The following is an 18805-nucleotide window of genomic DNA, read 5'->3' as shown; positions in this document are numbered from 1 at the left end:
AGTATGGGCCTCGCGCGGACGCGCACGGGGAGATCATCGACGCCGGATCTGGCACTCCGTCCGGCTCTCTCGGCCCGTAATAGCCGCCCCACGCGACCTTTTCGTCGATGGTTGCCTCCGTGCGGTAAGGAGCTGCAACATCTTGCCCGGCAGTGCGCTACCGCGGGCACAGACCGTGCTGGGCGATGGTCGGAAGGTAGCGCTGCCATTCGGTGGCGGTGATCGGCCCGCTGCCGCTGTCGCAGAGTTCGGCGGCGACCTCGTCGACGTCCGTCGCCCAGACGCGCACGATCCGGTCGGGTCCCGCCGCGAGCAGCAAATCCCCGTCCAGCGCGTAGACGGCATCGTTGACCCGACCGGTGTAGGCATTGAGCACCGCCAGCCGCCGCGGGTCGCGCGGGTCGGTGATGTCCCAGACCCAGATGCCGTTGTCACTGGCGCCGCCGACCAGTCGCGTGCCGTCGGGGCCGAAATTGACGGTGATGATCGCGTCGGCGGCGCCGATGAGCGTGGCGAGATGCCGGGGCGCCTCCGGGTCGGACAGGTCGAAGAGTTTGACGGTGTGGTCCATGCTGCCCGCGGCGAGGATCGGCGCGGTGGGGCTGAAGGCCACGGCGGCCAGATCGTTGGTGAATCCGGAGAGCTCGGGCAGTTCCCGCGGGCGGGCGCGATCACGGATGTCCCAGCGGAACACCGACTCGTTGGACGTGGCGATGGCGAGTTGGGCGCCCGCGGCGTCGACGGCGGCGATACCCGGCAGGCCGGGACCGGTGGAGACCGCGCCGAGCGATCGCGGGGCGGCCAGGTCGCCGAGGTCCCACAGCGTCACAGTCGGATCGTCCTGGCCCGCGACGACCAATGTCTTGGCGTCGGGGGTGAAGGTCATGGCGGAGACGATGCCGTTGACGGCGGCCACCTTCGATGTCGGCCGGGGGTGCGCCGGATCGCGCAGGTCCCACAGCAGTACGTGCCCGGCACGGGTGCCGACCGCGGCCGTCGAACCGTCCATCGCCAGCGCGACCGCTCCGCAACTCTTCTCATCCGCGCCGACGGGCAGCGCGGCGTATTCGACGGGTGCTGCGGGATCGCCGAGGTTCCACAGGTGGGCGCTGCCGTCGCCCGCGCCGGTGCCGACGAGCAAGAGCTTCCCGCTGCGATCGATCGGTGTCTGGAAGACCACGCTCTGTGCCCCGCGCAGGACCGGGCCGGGCAGCGGCCAGATCCGGACGGTGCCGTCGAGACTGCCCGTGATCAGTGCGTGCGCGTCGAGGGCGAAGCGCACCGACACCACGATGACCGGGTTGGGCAGTTCCATCTCCAGTTGGTCGGTGTCCAGGCGCCACACGTGCGTCTTGTTGTCCGAGCTGACCGCGGCCAGCCGTGTGCCGTCCGGGCTGAAGGCGACGTCGTTGACATAACTGGTGAATCCACGCAGCGCGGGCAGTGGCGCCGGGGCGGCCGGGTCGCGCACATCCCAGCGGCGTACCTCGTTGGCGCGTCCGGGGACGGCGAGAACGGAGCTGTCCGGACTGAATCGCAGCGACAATGCTTGCGCCGTGGAACCGTCGGGCGGAATGTCCGTCAGCGGAGAGTCCCGGCCGGTGGCCCAGATGCGCAGTGCGCCCGCGTTTCCCGCGGCGGCGAGAAGTTTCCCGTTCGGGGCGAACGCGATGACGGGTGCGCCCGCGGGAAGTTGCCAGGCGGGCAACGGAATCGGCTGCCGGGGGTCGGTGATGTCCCATCGGACGATCTCCGCTGTGGTGGTCGTCGCGGCGAGGGAACGCTTGTCGGGACCGAGATCGAGGGTGCGGTACTGGACGCCGGTTCCGGCGAGGGTGGCCAGCGCCCGGGGTGCGTCCTGGTTCGCGATGTCCCAGAGATCGATGTGGCTGCCGAATGCCGCGGCCAGCAGTGCGCCGTCGGGCGTCATCGTCACGGAGCCGAGAACCGCTCCCGGCCGGGGCGCGGGAATGCGGCTGCGGAAATCCGCCGATCCGGGCTGCCCGGAACGGGTGCTCCTGTGCAGGCGGTGCAGGTCGATCGTGGCGTCGCTGCGACCGACGGCGAGCACGACTCCGGAGCGGTCGGTGGCCACCAGCGTGCCGCCGTCGGGTCCGAGCAGCCGGGTCGGCGTCTGCACCGCGGTGCTGTCCAAGAGCGCGGAGCGGGCTTCGAGGGTGGGCTGGATGCGGAAGGCCGCGAGCGCGAGCTGCGCCGAGAGCGCGGGATCGGTGCCGCGCAGTCGCTCCGCTTGGAGCGCGATCTGGCGCGACAGCGCCTCGTCTCGCGCGTGCGCGGCGTTCGACCGGGCCACCAGTGCGACACCGGTCAAGACGATCGTCGCGATCAGCGCGGTCGCCAAGCCGGCGACCATCCGCTGCAAGATCCGGGTGCGGCGGCGTTCTCCGGCCCGGATCTCCGCCTGATGGGCGATACTGGCGGCGATGTAGTCGCGTTCGTGCTGGTTGAGGTCTCGCCGATGTCCGTCGTCGCGCGTCCACTCCTGGACGAACTCCAGCCTCGCGGGTCCGAGCAGCGCGCTGGGGTCCTCGTTGTTGTCGAGCCAGACCTGGGTGGCCTGGGTCAGCCTGCGGTGTACGGCCAGGCTCTCACGATCCTCGTCGAGCCACCGGTGCATCCGGGACCAGGCGCCGATCAGCGCCTCGTGCGTGATCGCGACGGTCTCTTCCTCGACGGTGAGCAGGCGGTGCGTGGCGAACCGCTCGATCACGGTGTTCACGTTCGCGACGGAGTCGTGGTCGAAGAACAGCTCCTGGCGTTGCACCCGGCGACGGGTGGTGACATCGTCGTCGATGTTGAGCAGTCGCAGGAACGTGCGGCGGGTGATCTGCCGCTGCGGCTCGGTGAGACCGCGATACACGGTCTCGGCGGTCTGCTCGATGGCGCCCGCGATTCCGCCGACGGCGTTGTAGTCGGCGACGGTCATCTTCCGGCGGCTGGACCGCTGCCAGGTCTCCAGCAGAGCATGCGACAGCAAGGGGAGAGCGCCGGTGTCGTGAGCTTCGGCGGACCCGCGCGGCGCGAGTTCCACGATCAGCAACTGCACGAGTTCGTCTTCCACGGTCCAGTTCGCTTTGCGGGCCGGCTCGATGATGACGTCGCACAGCGCCTGTTTGCTCAGGGGCCCGACCAGGACCGAATGATGCGCCAGCGCGTGGTGCAAGAACGGCTCTTCGGCGGCGTGGCGGTAGAAATCCGCGCGCAGTCCCAGCACGTGGGTTCGGCCGCTCGCGTCGCCCGCGAGCGCGGCCAGGAAGTCGGCTCGCTCGCCGTCGTCGAGGCACAGTGTCCAGGTCTCCTCGAACTGATCGATGACCAGGACGTCGGCGGGGTCTTGGAGTACCTGTGCCGGATGCGCGCCCGGAGTGACCACCGCGGCCGTGCGGCCTTCGCGCCGGAGCGCGGGTAGCAGTCCGGCGCGCAGCAGCGAGGACTTCCCCGAGCCGGAGGCGCCGGTGACGATGAGTATCCGCTGCTCGGATCCGGCGAGCGACGAAACGCGCTGTCGCAGATCCGCCGTGAGTTCGGCGCGGCCGAAGAGCCATTCGGCGTCATCGGGTCGAAAAGGTTCCAGGCCCCGGTATGGCACAGGTCCCTGGCTACGCCTGCGTCCGCTCGTCGGACGCACCTGCCGGACCGCCGCGAGCCACCGCTGTTGCCCCTCCGGGTCACGAACGCCGCACGCCGTCAGCACATCCCGGAACATCCGCTCGTTCTGCTCGGTCGGCACATGGTGACCGGCGAACCATCCGCTAACCGTGCCGTGCAGGCCTCCCGAGTCGTCGACGACCTGGCGGACGGTCAACCCGGCGGTAGTGCGCAGCCGTGTGAAGGCCGCCGCGAATTCCTCTCGGGTGGAGATGGATCGAGGATCCACCCGCCTCCCGCCCCCATCGGTCATGACCGGAGTCTAGCGAGATCCGGGCGGCGGCGCGGCGTGTCGTATGGACCTTGTATTGACTTCTTTCTCGACCGTACGCACTGCTCAGAGGCTATTTCCTGAACCCACGCCGCGAACGTGCTCCGCGCATCGCCGCAGTGGGAGGAAAGGAAACAGCCACCATGTCCGCACCATCACTGTCGTTGCCGACCCGGCCGAGGCCCGGATTCGGCCGCGCCCTGGATACCTTCCACCGGGCGGCGATCCACGTGCCGGCCTACGCCGACTTCCTCGCGCGCCGCGGAATCGAACCGGCAAACATCAGAACCGCCGATGACTTCGCCGCGCTGCCGCCGATGACCAAAGCGGAATACCTGCGGCACTACCCGTTGCGCATGTTGCTCTGGCACGGCGACGTCGCTTCGGCCGGGACGTGGTCGTGCAGTTCCGGCTCCACCGGCCGGCCCAGCTATTGGCCGAGGGACCTCGTCGCCCAGGAAGAGGCGATCGAGCTCTACTCGCGGGTGTTCCGCGACAGCTTCCAGACGCGGCAGCGGTCCACGCTGTTGGTCGTCGGCTTCGCGATGGGCAATTGGATCGGCGGCACCTACACCTACGCGGCGGCCACCGCGATGCGTCAGCGCGGGCACCGCATCTCGACCATCGCACCCGGCATCGAACCGGAGACCATCCTGGCCGACATCGCCGAACTGGGCCCGCACTACGACCAGGTCGTCCTGGCCGGTTACCCCCCGTTCGTCAAGGATGTGCTGGATCGGGCGCCCGCCGAGGTACTGCGCCAGAATCTGCGCATTCTGCTGGCGGGCGAGGCCATCACCGAAGAATGGCGGGACTACGTGCTCGACCGGATCGGCAAGCCGGGGCAGCCGGGGGAGATCCGCGTCGTCTACGGCACCGCCGACGCGGGCATCATGGGTTGCGAGACGCGCACCAGTGTCGCCGTCCGTCGCGCGGCCGGCGCGGATCCCGCGCTGAGCGAGGCGTTGTTCGGCGAGGCGCACCCGCAGCCGACCTTCGTCGAGTACGACGCGGAGTATCGGTATACCGAAGTCGACGCCGAAGGCCGATTCCTGTTCAGCGCCGATACCGCGATCCCGTTGCTGCGCTACCGGATCAACGATGTCGGCCGGATCTTCTCCGCCGCTGAGCTCGCCGCCGTCCTCGATGCGCACGGTCACCGTCTGCCGGTGCGCACCTCCGCCGACTCCTGCGGGTTCCTCGCCCTGCACCGGCGCACCGACGTCGCCGCGTCGTTCTACGCGCTGGAGATCTACCCGGAGAACATCCGCGCCGCGCTGGAGGACCCGGACGTCGGTCCGACGGTCACGGGAAAATTCGTGCTGGTGACCGACACGGACGCACGATTCGAGCAGACTTTGCGGCTGCGCGTCGAACTCCGCGACGGCGTCTGCCCCGCGGGCGGATTCACCGCGCTGCTGGAGCGGAAGGTGGTCGATGCCCTGTTGCGCACCAACAGCGAGTACCGCCGCCTGCATCGGGCGCTCGGCTCGGCCGCCGAGCCGCAGATCAGCCTGCACCGGCACGGCAGCGCGGGCTTCGAGACGGGCGTCAAGCACCGGTGGACGGGGACGCGGTCATGATCGAAATCCTGCATCCGGCAGACGACGAGCGGCGCATCGCCGAACTGTGCGCACCCGGATCCGGGTACCGGCTGGTCGACGGCTGGGCGAGCGCGGCAAGGGAACTCGCGTTGATCGAGCGGCCCGAACTCGCCGCGGGGACCCCGGCCGCGGCGGCAGCGCTGGAGGACTACCTGACCTCGGGGCGGGACGGTGCGGCCGTAGACCGGATCAGCCGCTACATCGTGTACCCGTGGCGCCGGACCATCGTCGAACTGCCCGACCGCGAGCAGTTCTGGCGGTTGCGCACGGCCAGGAACCGGCACCTGCTGACCGGTGACGAGCAACGGGCCTGGTCGGACGCCGTGGTGGGAGTGGCCGGGCTCAGTGTGGGCGCTTCCGCGCTGGCGGTCTGCGCGTTGTCCGGCGCCCGGCGGTTCCGGCTCGCCGAGCACGACACTCTCGGATGCACCAACCTCAACAGGCTCCAGGCCTCGGTGTGCGATCTGGGCGAACCCAAACTCACGCTGGCGCAACGCCGTACGTTGGAGCTGGACCCCTATAGCGAGATCACCGCCTTCCCCCAGGGGTACCGGCCGGAGAACGCCTCGGACTACTTGGGTGGGCCGGGAGGCTCCGCGCCCCTGACCGTCCTCATCGAGGAGATGGACGACCTCGCGCTGAAAGTGGACATCCGCAAGCGCGCCCGCGCGCTCGGCATCCCCGTGGTGATGGCGACCGATCACGGCGACAGCTCCTTCGTCGACGTGGAGCGCTACGACCTGGAACCGGACTATCCGCTCCTGCACGGCCGGGCGGGCGATCTGACCGACCTGACGGCGACCGAGCTGCGCGATCCGGCGCGACGGATCGAACTGGCCACCGCCATCGTCGGCAGCGACGTCACGCCGCGGACGCGCTACTCGCTGACCGAAGTCGGCCGCAGCCTGCCCTCGTGGCCGCAGTTGGCCACCGCGGTGACTCTCGCGGGGGCGCTGGCCGGCCTGGCCGCACGGTTGATCGCCTGCGGTAGCAGCTTGTCCTCCGGCAGGTACCGAGTGGATCTCGACACGCTGCTGCGGGGAACGCGGGAGCGGTGGAACGAGCTGGGAGAGGCGGAGTTCCGCGCGATGCTCGGCATCCCCTAGTGCTGGAGCAAGATCTTGCCGACAAGGATTCGTGTCGAGCCGAAACGAACCCGGGTACGGCGGTGTCCGACCATACCTGGCACGGCTTCCGGGTTCCGCTCGGCTCGACCCGAGCCGGATGTTCGGCTGGCGAGGTGCGATGCGCCGAGTGTCAGCATTTCAACCGCCACGGCTACCCGTTCTGCGGGAACTGTGGTGTGCGTTCCCGACGGAGGCGGATCGGCAGCGACGGTGCGGCCCCATCGAAGGCGGTGGAGGATCTGCGTTCTTCGCTGAGCGATCTGCTCGACCGGATCAGTGGGTGCGACATCGACCTGGAGGACCGGCAGCTGGTCGAGGAGACGACTCGGCGCGCGGCGGTCGAGGCGGCGAAGGATCGGCCGAACCGGATCGTTCTCACCGGTGTCCTGCACGCGGTCGGAGAGTCCGTCGCGGGCGTCGCCTCCTTGGCGACCGCGGTGATGGCCTCGAAGGACGCGGTGGAGGCTGTCTTCCGCTGATCCATCGAGCCGCATCTAGACATACATACGGTATGTATGTAACAGTGGACGGGAACCCGACCACTGGGAGGACCCATGGCAACCAGCACAGCTCTCGGCCGCACCCACGAGGTGGATCTGCCCGGCGGCCGCATTCGCTATCACGAGACGGGGGAGGGCGCTCCGGTCGTCTTCGTGCACGGCCTGCTCGTCAACGCGGACGTCTGGCGCAAAGTCGTGCCCGTGGTCGCCGCGGCCGGATACCGCTGCCTGGCACCGGACTGGCCGCTGGGCTCGCACGAGATCCCGGTCCCGGACGCGGAACTGACCCCCATCGGCATCGCCGATCTCATCGCGGCGTTCCTCGAACGTCTCGACCTCACCGACGTCACCCTGGTCGCCAACGACACCGGCGGAGCGATCACCCAGGTGCTGCTGACCCGCGACCGGTCCCGCGTCGGCCGCGTCGTGCTCGTCTCGGTGGACAGCTACGAGAGCTTCCTGCCGCAGCAGTTCACGTCGCTTCCGCTGCTGGCGAAGATCCCGGGATCGCTGCGCCCCCTCACCGAGGCGCTGCGGATCCGGGCGCTGCACCGCCTGCCGCTGGCCTTCGGATGGGTCACCAAGCGGCCCGTTCCGCCCGAGATCGTGGACTCCTATCTGCTGCCGAGCCGCAATTCCGCCGCGATCCGGAAAGACCTGCGCCGCTTCCTGAAATCGGCGCATCGCCGCTACACGCTGGAAGCCGCGCGCCACTTCGCCGACGTCGACATCCCGGTGCTGTTGGCCTGGGCGCGCGAGGACCGGCTGTTCCCGATTTCGTTCGCCGAACGCCTGGCCCGCGACCTGCCGGACGCGCAACTGAAGCTCATCGACGACTCCTACACCTTCGTGTCGGAGGACCAGCCCGAGTTGCTCGCCGAATCGATCCTGGAGTTCACTCGGCTGCATGCCACGCCGTAGCCAGGAAGACCGGTCTCGCGCAACCAGGGCCGCGCTCGAACAGGCGGGACGCCGCCTGTTCACCGAGCGCGGCTTCGCCGGAACCTCGGCCGAAGGGCTGGTCACCGAGGCAGGCGTCACCCGGGGCGCGCTGCACCACCACTACGGCGACAAACGGGGACTGTTCCTCGCGGTACTGGAGCAGATCGAGGTCGAGATCACCGAGGAGATCGAGAACGCCATCGCGGCGGTCGATTCCGAGGACGTGATGGCCGGAATGGCGGTGGGGCTCGCGCTTTTCCTGGAGATCTGCCAGCGCCCGGCGATGCTGCGGATCGCCCTCACCGACGCCCCCGCCGTGCTCGGCTGGCAGGCCTGGCGCGAATTCGAATCCGCGCACGGCCTCGGCCTGATCACCAGGCAACTCGAGCGCGCCCGCGCCGCCGGGTTGATCGCCGACGCCCCCATCCCCGTACTGGCCCAGCTCGTCGTCAGCGTGATCAGCGAGGCCTCCTTGATCGTCGCGCACGCCGAAGACCCCGATCGCGCCCGCGCCGAGGCACAGGAGTCGGTGCTGTTGCTGATCTCGGGACTCCTGCGCACCAGCGGTTGAATTGCTCCGGCTGTGCTCGGCCGCGTCGGTCTCGGACGGCGCCGCTCGCTCGTGGTTCCGGGGTGACCGCGGACAGCCGAACGATCACGAAGACCCGCCGTCCTGGGGGATCGAGCCGGTCGGGAGTCCATATGACCGCGCGTGGTGCGCCGGGAACAGCGCCCGACACGTCGCCATGAGGTAGGCGCCTTGCCTCCCCGAATCCGGCCACGCACGGCCTTATTCTGCGCACGTGACTGAGCAACCGGCGCGCTCGGCATATCGACTCCCGTGGCGTGCGACGGCGCTGACCGTGGGTCTCCTGCTGGCGGCAGGTGGTGCCGCGACCCGCCCGTTCAGCAGGCCTGCGACCGCGATCGTGGCGGTGGCGGCGCTGGGCGCGCTGGTGCTGGCGTTCCGCGGGCGAAGCGCGCGGCCGCCGTGCACCCCCCGGCTCCGACGTGGCGTGGCTGTGTGGTCGGCGCTGCTGGTGGCGGTGTTGGCGTGGGAGGTCTACGCATTGTCGCGGCAGCCCGCCCTGAATCAGCCGAGCGATGAGCACCCGACACTGTCCACGCTGCTGGATCCGGCGCTCGAACAATGGCCGCTGCGGCTCGCCGGCTGGCTGGTGTGGCTCGGCGCCGGGGGGTGGCTGGTGTCGAGATGAGCGACCGAGCCGTCATCCTCCTCGGATTCGGCCTGATCGCGGCGGCCGCACTCGTCGCGATCCTGCTGACGCGACTGCGCCGGGATCCGGTCGCGTCCCTCGGCGAAACGATCGCGTACGTGACCCTCACGCGAACAACGAGAATCACCGCCGTGCTCATATGGGCATGGCTCGGCTGGCACTTCTTGGCCAGGTGAGGACCACGCACCGAACTGCTGAGCGCGTGCGTCAAGCGGCCGGACTCGCACGACGAACCGTCTTCCGGCTGGGGCCGCGTGCCCGATGTCCGGAGTTCGCATGCCGACGCCCCCGGCTGACGGCAACTCCCGGTTTCGAGCGAAGCGAGACCGAGCATGCGCCGTTGGCACTGGCAGAAATCAACTCACCTCGTATGGGTGGCCGCAGGACGAACCGTCTTCCGGCTGGGGCCGCGTGCCCGATGTTCGCAGTGCGCGTGCCGACGCGCGCGAGCCATAAAGGGGCCGCGAACACGCAGCGCCGCAGGCGCTGCAATTAGACTCAGCCCGTGCGTTTGTATCGGGACGAGGCGGTTGTGGTGCGCCAGCACAAGCTGGGTGAGGCGGACCGCATCGTCACGCTGCTCACGCGGCAGCACGGCCTGGTTCGCGCGGTCGCCAAGGGGGTGCGGCGCACCAAGTCGAGGTTCGGGGCCCGGTTGGAGCCGTTCTCCTACATCGACGTGCAACTGCACCCCGGGCGCACGTTGGACACCGTCACCCAGGTGCACACGATGGAGGCGTTCGCCGCCGACATCATCGACGACTACGGGCGCTACACCACCGCGTGCGCGGTACTGGAGACCGCCGAGCGTCTGGCGGGGGAGGAGCGCGCGCCCGCGCCCCGGCTGCACGCGCTCACCGCGAGCGCCCTGCGCGCCATCGCGGCCAAACAGCGCCCGCACGAACTGATCCTGGACGCGTTCCTGTTGCGCGCCATGGGTTTCGCGGGCTGGGCACCCGCATTGGACGAGTGCGCCAAGTGCGCGACACCGGGTCCACATCGCGCTTTCCACGTCGCGGCCGGAGGCGCGGTGTGTGTGCATTGCCGTCCCCCGGGGGCGGCGACGCCCGCGCCGGGGGTGCTCGACCTGCTGGTCGCGTTGTTGCGCGGGGAATGGGAGCAGGTCGAGGCGACGCCCGAGGCGGTGCGGCGACAGGCCAGCGGCCTGGTCGCGGCGCATTTGCAGTGGCATCTGGAACGTCAGTTGCGCACGCTGCCGTTGATCGAGCGGTCTACTCCACGAATTGAAGCTCTACCTGGGGCAGCTCGATCATGACGCGGGCGCACACGGCGCGGTGCCAGGTGGCCGGGTAGCGGGTGTCCGGCTCGTGCTTGCAGTAGTCGTCGTTGGTCCGGTAGGTGTGCAGGCGGGGCGAGATCTCCCCGGCGTCGATGGCGTCGACCATGGCCTCGACCACCTGGTCGGTCTCGTCCGCGATGGAGGCGAGTTCCCGGGCCACGACGTCGGGAATCTGGAAGGCCCCTTTCTCCCACCGCTCGACGGTGCGTTCCGCGACCGCGAAGAACCGTGCACACCATGGAACCGGAAGGCCGAGCAGTTCACGAGTGGCCCGGAAACCCGCCGCGGTCGCGGTGCCTGGTAAATCGGTCACGTTCGAGAAACCCCTCCCCAGTATCACGATAGGGAAAAGAATAAGTCACCGGCGCCGGTGGAACCGCGGAATTCGCCAGGAAGCAACGCGGCGGTAGGGGCGGCGGAAGCGATCAGGCAGGATGGAGGCCGTGATCCGCCGCCGAGATTCCGCCACCGCGACCGCGCCCGAGCACGCGGGCGCCGTCCGCCCGCCCGCGCCGCACCCGTCGGGAGCTCGGCCGCCGCAACTGCCGCCGGAACTGGTGCCCAACCACGTCGCGCTCGTCATGGACGGGAACGGGCGCTGGGCCCAGGAGCGCGGGCTGCCGCGCACCGCCGGGCACGAGCGCGGCGAGGCGGTGCTGATGGACACCGTCGAGGGCTGTATCGAGATCGGCGTCAAGTGGCTGTCGGCCTACGCGTTCTCCACCGAGAACTGGCGGCGCAGCCCCGAGGAGGTGCGCTTCCTCATGGGCTTCAACCGCGACGTGATCCGCAGGCGCCGGGACGAAATGCACGAGATGGGTGTGCGGGTGCGCTGGGCCGGTCGGCGACCGCGCCTGTGGCGCAGCGTGATCAAGGAACTGGAGGTCGCCGAGGAACTCACCAAGGACAACACGGTGATGACGCTGACCATGTGCGTCAACTACGGTGGCCGCGCCGAGATCGCCGACGCGGCAAGGGAGATCGCGCGCCGGGTGGCGGCGGGTGAGATCGATCCGGAGAAGGTCACCGAGGCGACGGTGGCGAAATACCTCGACGAGCCCGACATGCCGGACGTGGACCTGTTCCTGCGCCCGTCGGGTGAGTTCCGCAGCTCGAACTTCCTGCTCTGGCAGTCGGCCTACGCCGAATTCGTCTACCAGGACACGCTGTTCCCCGACTTCGATCGGCGCAACCTGTGGGAGGCATGCCTCCAGTACGCTTCCCGGGACCGCCGTTTCGGCGGCACCAAGTGAACGGCGGGTCGGACATGGACGCAGCGGTGACGCCGGATCGGGAACTCCAGGCGCGGGCCGGGGCCTGCCTGTCGAGTTACGGCATCGACGTGCGGGTCGACCCAGAAGGGTCGCTGGGCTTCGAGTACGAGGGCGCGCTGTGCTCGCTGCGCGCGGTGACCCTGGCGCCCGGCTTGGACGTGCTGAGTCTCACCTGTGTGCTGGCCTGGGACCGCCCGCTGAAGGCGCAGCTGCACAAGCGCGTCGCCGAGCGCAACAACGCGCTGCAATTCGGTTCGCTCACCGTGATCGCCCGCGGCGGGCTCGCCGATGTCATCCTGCGCTACACCTTCCCCGCCGCGGGCTTGGACGACCAGGCCCTCACCACCATGCTGCTGCTCGTGCTGTCCAACGCGAGCCGGGCCAGGCAGGGTCTGCTGCCCTGAAGGGGGCACGACGGCCGTCAGCCGGCGTTCGTGCCGGTGGTTTCGCCGTAGGGCAGCAGGGTGCGCACGCCGCGTGCCAGCGTCTGCGGGTCGAGGTCCTCGAGGATGAGGTGCTGGAGGATGAATCCCGGCAGTAGCCCGATGATCGCTTTGGCCACGGCGTCGAGGTCGGCGTCCGCGGGTAGCCAGCCCTTGTCGCGCATGCGCTCGGCGTAGGTCACCCAGAGCGCGCGCATCGAGATCATCGTCTCGCGCACCATCACCGCCGCCCCCGGATGCACCAGGGCCAGCGCCCAGGCTTGCGGCGCCAGTCGCACCGGCCCGTCGGGTCCGCTGCGCCGCACGACCTCCTCGGCGATCACGGTGATCAGCTCGGCGGGCGTGGGCAGCGGGTCACGGCCGATCGCGTCGGCCATGGCCACGCGCAGGGACACCGTCGTCTCCGTGGCGAGCGCCGTGATCAGCTCGTCCTTGCTTTTGAAGTACCGGTAGACCGCACCGGCCGAGAGCCCCGACTGCGCGAACACGTCCTGCATGGACGTCTCGTAGAACCCCCTGCGGGCGAAGCAGAGCCGCGCGGCGTCCAGAATCTGCTGCCTGCGGCGTTCCATGTGCTCTTCGCTGACTCGGGGCATAGGCCAAAAATAAAACGAATATCCGTTCTTGACAACCTTCCGGTCCCGTGCGACCGTAGGCCCAACTAAAAAGAACGAGCATTCGATTTTTAGGGAGAAGGTCATGAACACCACGCAGCGGGCGTTCGCGCTGGGCATCGGCGCCGCTCTGCTCCAGGCGCTGATGCTGATCGCTTTCGCCTGGCCGGCCGCGAACATCGCGCCTCGTGACCTGCCGCTGGCCGTCACGGGTCCGCAGGCCGCGATGGTCACCGGCAAGCTCGCCGAGCACAGTCCGGGCGCCTTCGAGATCACCACCCCCGCGGACGAGGCCGCCGCTCGCGCCGCGATCGAGGACCGGGAGGTCTACGGGGCGATCATCACCGGCGACGGACCGCCGCGTGTGCTGGTCGCCTCCGGCGCCAGTCCCGCTGTCGCACAGCAACTCACCCAGATCGGGCAGCAGCTCTCCGGCGCACCCGCCGCCCGGGTCGAGGACGTGGTGGCCGCCGACTCGGACGATCCGCGTGGCACCGCGTTCGGTGCGATGGTGCTGCCGCTGGTGATGTCCGGCATCGCGGCGGGCGTGCTCCTGTCGCTGCTGATCCCGGGAATCGGAGGCAAGGTGATCGGGCTGGCCACCTTCGGTGTCACGGGTGGACTGCTCGGGATGGCGATCATCCAGGGCTGGATGTCGGTGGTGCCCGGGTCGTACCTGGTGCTCGCGGCGGTCGCGGGGCTGGTGTCGTTCGCGGTCGCCGGTGCGGTCGTCGGCCTCGCCGCGGTGCTCGGACGTGCCGGGATCGGTATCGCCGCGCTCACCATGCTGCTGATCGGCAATCCGTTCTCGGCGGCCACGTCCGCGCCGGAGCTGTTGCCGCAGCCGTGGGGCGCCGTCGGGCAGTTGCTGCCGCCGGGCGCCGCCGCGTCGTTGCTGCGTTCGGTCGCGTTCTTCGACGGCGCCGCCGCGACCGGACCGCTGGTGGTGCTGCTGGTGTGGAGTGCGCTGGCGCTCGCACTGCTCGGAGTGGCCGCGCTGCGCGGTCGCCCGGTCCAGACGTCTGCGTCGGCTCGGACCGCGGTCCCGGTCGGCTGAACCGCGCACAGGCGCTGAGCCGTACTGTAAGTCGGGTTCACGCGGTCGTCGCAACACCTCTAGCCGGGAGGTTGCGGCGACCGTGTCGTTTTTTCAGGACGTGGACCGGTTCACTGGCAGGGCAGTACCGAATGTGAGATGTCCTCGGCCGTGCGGCCGAAGCGCCCGGGCCCCGGGGGGTGGAGAGTGTCCACCCCCCGGGTGGGTGGGCACCCGCAGGGGGTGGGCGCCTTGACCCAACTCGGACCGTAGCGGCTCGCCGGTCGGTCCCGAGGTATTTTCACTGCGGCGTTGCGCGTGACACGTCGTTGTCCCCATCGCCTCTCTCGCACTGCGGCAATCCTTCAGCAAGTGAATGCGCTCGGCTCGGACGCTTGGTCTCGGCGTAACTGCCCCACTGCACCCCGGGATTCTCGAGGGGCTCGGGCAAGGTCCGCCGAAAAGGCGGCGGGCGACCGGATCAGCCCACCGTGAACGACAGTGTGGGCGCGCCGGCCGCGCCATCTTCCTTCTGAGCGTTGTACGTCAGCGTGTAGGAGCCGGTGCCAGGGGAGGGCACCACGAAGACGACGTAGTTCTTCGGATTGTCGATGGTCTCGTTGGCGTTGAGCAACTCGTTGATCGGGCCGCGGACGTCGGCGGCCACGGTCCGTCCGTCGGGGGTCCGGACGGTGAAGTAGTCGTAGTAGATGTTCGTCCCGCCTGCGGGGATGCCCGCTCCGCCGACGAGCGCGATGCGCAGCGCCAGATCGGATTTGCCGTTCTCGTTCTCGGTGTAGCTCGGGCTGATTCTGCCTCCGGTGATCCGGATGGTCGTCTGGTCCTGCACCAGCGTGCCGCTGATCGGCAATGTCCTCGGCTGGACGCTGTCCACCTTGCCCGCCGCGGCGAGCGGGATCTTGGTCTGGTTGTCTGCGGCCTTGCCGTACACGATGGTCATCGTGTCGATGAGGTGCTCGGCGTCCTTGGCCGACGCGACGGACGTCGTCGCGGTGCCCGTGGCCGAGCCGTTGCCGGGCACCGCCGGGCTGTCGAAGATCGCCCCGCCGTCCACTTCCCTGCCGACCAGCAGCGACGGCGTGATGCTCAGGGTGTGGTCGTCGAGGGTGGTGTTCTTGTAGGTGATGTCGATGCGCACCTTCGCGCCGCCGTATTCGTCCGGCACGACGGTCGCCTTGTCCACGGTGATGTCGAATCCGTCGTACCAGCCGGTCTTGCCGACGGTGCGGACGGTCGACTGCCCGCTGTCGGAGCCCGGCCGGACCGCGACCGCGGAAGTGGGCGTCGGGGAGACGGCCACCGGCGTGCCGTCCTTGTCCTCGCACGCCGAGAGGAGCATCGCCGAGACCACGACGAGCGCGGCCCCGGCGACGGTCACGGCCCGGCGGCGCACCGGGCGTATGGATGAGTCGATGGTCGTTGACACGCTGCCTCCCCAGCAGATGGCGGACCCTCCGTATCGGGCTCGGCTCGGCCCGGGCGTTCGAGGATCTCGCCGGTGAATCTCCGCCGGTGGAGGCCGCGTTAACCGGACACGCCGGGAATCGGGTGGATCAGCCGTCGCGTCGGCGCGCCGCCCCGCATGTCGTGCAGGTGCCGAACACCTCGAGGGTGTGGCTGATCTCGCTGAAGCCGTGCTCGCTCGCGATGGCCTCGGCCCATGCCTCCACCGTCGGGCCCTCCACCTCCACGGTGTGGCCGCAATGCCGGCACACCAGGTGATGATGATGGCCGGTGGAGCACTGGCGGTAGACCGACTCGCCGGAGTCGGTGCGCAGCACGTCGACCATGCCCGCGTCGGCCAGCGACTGCAACGTCCGGTAGACCGTGGTCAGCCCGATGCCCTCGCCGCGCTTGCGCAACTCGTCGTGCAGGTCCTGGGCGGAGCGGAACTCATCGATGTCACCGAGCAGCGCGGCGATGGCGCTGCGCTGCCTGGTGCTGCGGATACCGACCGGTTTCTGTGGAACGGTCGTGTTGTCTGGCACGAATCACCCTTCCTCGGCGTGCGCGACGGCGTCGACGACGATGTGCGCCAGATGGTCGTCGACGAGTTCATAGAGCACCTCGCGACCCGAACGCTCACCGTGCACGACACCGGCGGCCTTGAGGATACGCAGATGCTGACTGACCAGTGGTTGCGTGACACCGAGCGCGTCGACCAATTCGTGCACACACCGCGGTGACTCGCGCAACTGGAGCACGATAGCAATCCGAACCGGCGCTGCCAGCGCCCGCAACAACTCACCCGCGTCCTCCAGCACGGATCGTGCGGGTACCGGGGCCGGGCCGGGCGACCGATACGGGTTGTGCGGCGGTGCCGGGGCGGTCTCGGCGGTCATGTCACCAACTCCTTAATGGAAAGCATTACCAGTTTGCGTATGCACAGGTGCGCATGTCAAACGGGCGCGCCGAACCGTGCGGTTGAAACCGGCACCGGGCCTGCCGATAGGCTGGGCACAATCGCAGCATCGACACAAAACTATCGTGTTCGTGCAATGCAAAATTCCGACTCGCAGTGGATGGAGAATTCTCGCGTGGCACCCAAGTCGAAGGTGGACACCGTTGCCAACCTCGCCAAGCGCCGGGGTCTGGTGTACCCGTGCGGTGAGATCTACGGAGGCACCAAGTCGGCGTGGGATTACGGGCCGCTGGGCGTCGAGCTCAAGGAGAACATCAAGAAGCAGTGGTGGCGCGCCATGGTCACCGGCCGCGAGGACGTCGTCGGTCTCGACTCCTCGGTGATCCTGCCCCGCCAGGTGTGGGTCGCCTCCGGTCACGTGGGCGTGTTCAACGACCCGCTGGTCGAGTGCCTGAACTGCCATCACCGCTTCCGGCAGGACCACCTGCAGGAGGCGTACGCGCTCAAGAACAAGATCGATGATCCGGACACGGTCTCGATGGAAGTCATCGCGTGCCCGAACTGCGGCACCGTCGGCCGCTGGACCGAGCCGCGCGACTTCAACATGATGCTCAAGACCTACCTCGGCCCGATCGAGTCCGAGGAGGGCCTGCACTACCTGCGCCCGGAAACCGCCCAGGGCATCTTCGTGAACTTCGCCAACGTGATGACGACCGCGCGCAAGAAGCCGCCGTTCGGCATCGCGCAGATCGGCAAGAGCTTCCGCAACGAGATCACGCCGGGCAACTTCATCTTCCGCACCCGCGAGTTCGAGCAGATGGAGATGGAGTACTTCGTCAAGCCGGGCGAGGACGTGGAGTGGCACAAGTACTGGATCGAGACGCGGTTCTCCTGGTACACCGACCTCGGCATCGCCGCGGAGAACCTGCGGCTGTTCGTGCACCCGAAGGACAAGCTCTCGCACTACTCGGCGGGCACCACCGACATCGAGTACCGCTTCGGCTTCCAGGGCAACGAGTGGGGTGAGCTGGAGGGCATCGCCAACCGCACCGACTTCGACCTCAAGACGCACTCGGAGCACTCCGGAACGGAGCTGAGCTTCTTCGACCAGACCACCAACGAGCGCTACGTCCCGTACGTCATCGAGCCCGCGGCGGGCCTCACCCGCTCGCTGATGGCGTTCCTGGTCGACGCCTACGCCGAGGACGAGGCGCCCAACGCCAAGGGCGGCGTGGACACCCGCACGGTGCTGCGCCTGGATCGCCGCCTCGCGCCGGTGAAGGCGGCGGTGCTGCCGCTCTCGCGCAACGCCGACCTCACGCCGAAGGCGAAAGACCTGGCCGCGCAACTGCGGAAGAACTGGAACGTCGAGTTCGACGACGCCGGCGCGATCGGCCGCCGCTACCGCCGCCAGGACGAGATCGGCACGCCGTTCTGCATCACCGTCGACTTCGAGACGCTCGAGGACCAGGCGGTGACCATCCGTGAGCGCGACACGATGACCCAGGAGCGCATCGCGCTGGACAAGGTGGAGGGCTACCTGGCCCAGCACCTGATCGGAGCCTGAGTCCGCCGCGGTGCCCCGTGGCCGTGATGGGCCACGGGGCGCCGGCGTTCAGCGGTTGTCCTTGCGGGTGATCATGCCGATCGTGGTGGGGAGCAGCAGCGCGAGTCCCCACGGCACCGCGACCGAGGTCACTCATCAGTGCCCGGATGGATTCAGTGGGACGTCCCAGAACGCCAGTTCGTGCCGCAATCCCTCGCGGAACAGCTCCTCCGCGCGGGCCGGGTCGACTCCGGATTCATCGATCATCTGCGCGCACCGGCGGGTCAGGGCGGCGAAGCCCGGATCGGCGTAGGTGTCGACCCAGCGGCGGTAGCGCGGTTCGGCGGGCGGGTGCTGTGCCAGTCGCGCGCCCAGCGTGGAGTACCCCCACATGCACGGGTAGAGGGCGGCGAGCCCCGCACCGTAGGACGCGGCGGAGTCCAGGAGGAACGCGGTGTACGCCGCGCACGGCGCGCCTTTGGTGGCGCCGTCGAGATCCGCGCCGAACTCGGCGGCCAGCGAGCGGTGCAGCGACAGCTCCTCGTGGTAGGTGGCGTGCGCCAGGTCGACCAGGTCGCCCAGATGAGCCTGCGGAGCTTGCCATGCCAGGCGGGCGAACACCCGCACGTAGTCGAGCAGGAAAAGGTAATCCTGCTCCAGCCAGGACCGGAAGACCGGTTCGGGCAGAGTGCCCTCGGCGATACCCACCACGGTGGGATGGTTGAGCTGTTCCTCCACCGAGGACAGGCCGAGGATCTCCAAACGTGCCGCGAGACTCATACCGGCAGTCTTCCGCATCCGTCCGCCCGGTCGGTTTGCACCCGTGGCGGTGGTGCCGCACCCTTGCGATGTGTTGTG

The 18805-nt window shown here is 69.0% G+C and carries 19 protein-coding genes; 12 read left to right on the top strand and 7 right to left on the bottom strand.

Features of this window, described 5'->3' with window-relative positions:
* Nucleotides 1-157: 157 nt before the first annotated feature.
* Complete coding sequence (locus NG1_RS09905; protein WP_063910306.1) at nt 158-3922, bottom strand: nSTAND1 domain-containing NTPase; 3765 nt, start codon at nt 3920-3922, stop codon at nt 158-160.
* Between the two features lie 161 nt (nt 3923-4083).
* Here NG1_RS09905 and NG1_RS09900 point away from each other — a divergent pair, with 161 nt between their 5' ends.
* From NG1_RS09900 to recO, 8 genes are all read left to right on the top strand, one after another.
* Nucleotides 4084-5523 (top strand): phenylacetate--CoA ligase family protein, encoded by a 1440-nt coding sequence (locus NG1_RS09900; RefSeq protein ID WP_062969745.1) that lies wholly within the window; start codon nt 4084-4086, stop codon nt 5521-5523.
* Nucleotides 5520-6650, top strand: coding sequence for a ThiF family adenylyltransferase (locus NG1_RS09895; protein ID WP_062969798.1), 1131 nt, complete (start codon nt 5520-5522; stop codon nt 6648-6650). The genes NG1_RS09900 and NG1_RS09895 overlap by 4 nt, the downstream gene beginning before the upstream one ends.
* A gap of 197 nt (nt 6651-6847) precedes the next feature.
* On the top strand, nt 6848-7150 hold the full coding sequence (locus NG1_RS09890) for a hypothetical protein (RefSeq protein ID WP_157113955.1): 303 nt from the start codon (nt 6848-6850) through the stop codon (nt 7148-7150).
* A gap of 75 nt (nt 7151-7225) precedes the next feature.
* A complete protein-coding gene (locus NG1_RS09885; RefSeq protein ID WP_062969743.1) occupies nt 7226-8092 on the top strand; it encodes an alpha/beta fold hydrolase in 867 nt (288 codons plus the stop codon).
* The gene (locus tag NG1_RS09880; protein ID WP_062969742.1) at nt 8079-8684 is read left to right on the top strand and encodes a TetR/AcrR family transcriptional regulator; all 606 of its coding nucleotides are present in this window, start codon (nt 8079-8081) and stop codon (nt 8682-8684) included. The genes NG1_RS09885 and NG1_RS09880 overlap by 14 nt, the downstream gene beginning before the upstream one ends.
* Nucleotides 8685-8916: 232 nt before the next feature.
* Entirely contained in the window at nt 8917-9330 is a 414-nt protein-coding gene (locus tag NG1_RS09875; protein WP_157113954.1) for a hypothetical protein, read from the top strand.
* Nucleotides 9327-9527: a DUF6186 family protein gene (locus NG1_RS09870; RefSeq protein WP_062969740.1), complete on the top strand. Its 201-nt coding sequence runs from the start codon at nt 9327-9329 to the stop codon at nt 9525-9527. The genes NG1_RS09875 and NG1_RS09870 overlap by 4 nt, the downstream gene beginning before the upstream one ends.
* A gap of 329 nt (nt 9528-9856) precedes the next feature.
* Nucleotides 9857-10627 (top strand): DNA repair protein RecO, encoded by a 771-nt coding sequence (gene recO, locus NG1_RS09865; protein ID WP_040865627.1) that lies wholly within the window; start codon nt 9857-9859, stop codon nt 10625-10627.
* Here recO and NG1_RS09860 read toward each other — a convergent pair.
* Nucleotides 10584-10964: an Aca2/YdiL-like domain-containing protein gene (locus NG1_RS09860; protein ID WP_062969739.1), complete on the bottom strand. Its 381-nt coding sequence runs from the start codon at nt 10962-10964 to the stop codon at nt 10584-10586. The genes recO and NG1_RS09860 overlap by 44 nt on opposite strands.
* A 121-nt stretch (nt 10965-11085) precedes the next feature.
* Between NG1_RS09860 and NG1_RS09855 the strand changes: the two genes are divergently transcribed.
* A complete protein-coding gene (locus NG1_RS09855; RefSeq protein WP_210750242.1) occupies nt 11086-11904 on the top strand; it encodes an isoprenyl transferase in 819 nt (272 codons plus the stop codon).
* 14 nt (nt 11905-11918) lie between these two features.
* Complete coding sequence (locus NG1_RS09850; protein ID WP_062969797.1) at nt 11919-12329, top strand: YbjN domain-containing protein; 411 nt, start codon at nt 11919-11921, stop codon at nt 12327-12329.
* Nucleotides 12330-12346: 17 nt separating this feature from the next.
* Here the strand turns inward: NG1_RS09850 and NG1_RS09845 are convergent, their stop codons facing one another.
* Complete coding sequence (locus NG1_RS09845; protein WP_062969738.1) at nt 12347-12964, bottom strand: TetR/AcrR family transcriptional regulator; 618 nt, start codon at nt 12962-12964, stop codon at nt 12347-12349.
* Between the two features lie 103 nt (nt 12965-13067).
* On the opposite strand from NG1_RS09845, the gene NG1_RS09840 reads away from it, so the two are divergent.
* Nucleotides 13068-14039, top strand: coding sequence for a hypothetical protein (locus tag NG1_RS09840; protein ID WP_062969737.1), 972 nt, complete (start codon nt 13068-13070; stop codon nt 14037-14039).
* Between the two features lie 460 nt (nt 14040-14499).
* Here the strand turns inward: NG1_RS09840 and NG1_RS09835 are convergent, their stop codons facing one another.
* The 3 genes from NG1_RS09835 to NG1_RS09825 form a co-directional block, all read right to left on the bottom strand.
* Nucleotides 14500-15465 (bottom strand): hypothetical protein, encoded by a 966-nt coding sequence (locus tag NG1_RS09835; RefSeq protein WP_157113953.1) that lies wholly within the window; start codon nt 15463-15465, stop codon nt 14500-14502.
* A gap of 127 nt (nt 15466-15592) precedes the next feature.
* The gene (locus NG1_RS09830) at nt 15593-16027 is read right to left on the bottom strand and encodes a Fur family transcriptional regulator (RefSeq protein WP_062969735.1); all 435 of its coding nucleotides are present in this window, start codon (nt 16025-16027) and stop codon (nt 15593-15595) included.
* Nucleotides 16028-16030: 3 nt separating this feature from the next.
* The gene (locus tag NG1_RS09825) at nt 16031-16381 is read right to left on the bottom strand and encodes an ArsR/SmtB family transcription factor (RefSeq protein ID WP_040865632.1); all 351 of its coding nucleotides are present in this window, start codon (nt 16379-16381) and stop codon (nt 16031-16033) included.
* Between the two features lie 195 nt (nt 16382-16576).
* On the opposite strand from NG1_RS09825, the gene NG1_RS09820 reads away from it, so the two are divergent.
* Nucleotides 16577-17968: a glycine--tRNA ligase gene (locus tag NG1_RS09820; RefSeq protein ID WP_062969795.1), complete on the top strand. Its 1392-nt coding sequence runs from the start codon at nt 16577-16579 to the stop codon at nt 17966-17968.
* Nucleotides 17969-18103: 135 nt separating this feature from the next.
* Here NG1_RS09820 and NG1_RS09815 read toward each other — a convergent pair whose 3' ends face one another.
* The gene (locus NG1_RS09815) at nt 18104-18727 is read right to left on the bottom strand and encodes a TenA family protein (RefSeq protein WP_062969734.1); all 624 of its coding nucleotides are present in this window, start codon (nt 18725-18727) and stop codon (nt 18104-18106) included.
* Nucleotides 18728-18805: the final 78 nt, after the last annotated feature.

Source organism: Nocardia gamkensis NBRC 108242 (assembly GCF_001612985.1).
Taxonomy (GTDB): domain Bacteria; phylum Actinomycetota; class Actinomycetes; order Mycobacteriales; family Mycobacteriaceae; genus Nocardia; species Nocardia gamkensis.
Note: the sequence above shows the minus strand (reverse complement) of the source record. Positions and strands in the feature narration are given on the sequence as shown.

Excerpts from the sequence above, each read along its gene's own strand:
- NG1_RS09905 (WP_063910306.1), bottom strand. The coding sequence starts at position 3,922 with ATGACCGATGGGGGCGGGAGGCGGGTGGATCCTCGATCCATCTCCACC.
- NG1_RS09900 (WP_062969745.1), top strand. The coding sequence starts at position 4,084 with ATGTCCGCACCATCACTGTCGTTGCCGACCCGGCCGAGGCCCGGATTC.
- NG1_RS09895 (WP_062969798.1), top strand. The coding sequence starts at position 5,520 with ATGATCGAAATCCTGCATCCGGCAGACGACGAGCGGCGCATCGCCGAA.
- NG1_RS09885 (WP_062969743.1), top strand. The coding sequence starts at position 7,226 with ATGGCAACCAGCACAGCTCTCGGCCGCACCCACGAGGTGGATCTGCCC.
- NG1_RS09880 (WP_062969742.1), top strand. The coding sequence starts at position 8,079 with ATGCCACGCCGTAGCCAGGAAGACCGGTCTCGCGCAACCAGGGCCGCG.
- NG1_RS09870 (WP_062969740.1), top strand. The coding sequence starts at position 9,327 with ATGAGCGACCGAGCCGTCATCCTCCTCGGATTCGGCCTGATCGCGGCG.
- NG1_RS09855 (WP_210750242.1), top strand. The coding sequence starts at position 11,086 with ATGGAGGCCGTGATCCGCCGCCGAGATTCCGCCACCGCGACCGCGCCC.
- NG1_RS09850 (WP_062969797.1), top strand. The coding sequence starts at position 11,919 with ATGGACGCAGCGGTGACGCCGGATCGGGAACTCCAGGCGCGGGCCGGG.
- NG1_RS09845 (WP_062969738.1), bottom strand. The coding sequence starts at position 12,964 with ATGCCCCGAGTCAGCGAAGAGCACATGGAACGCCGCAGGCAGCAGATT.
- NG1_RS09840 (WP_062969737.1), top strand. The coding sequence starts at position 13,068 with ATGAACACCACGCAGCGGGCGTTCGCGCTGGGCATCGGCGCCGCTCTG.
- NG1_RS09825 (WP_040865632.1), bottom strand. The coding sequence starts at position 16,381 with ATGACCGCCGAGACCGCCCCGGCACCGCCGCACAACCCGTATCGGTCG.
- NG1_RS09815 (WP_062969734.1), bottom strand. The coding sequence starts at position 18,727 with ATGAGTCTCGCGGCACGTTTGGAGATCCTCGGCCTGTCCTCGGTGGAG.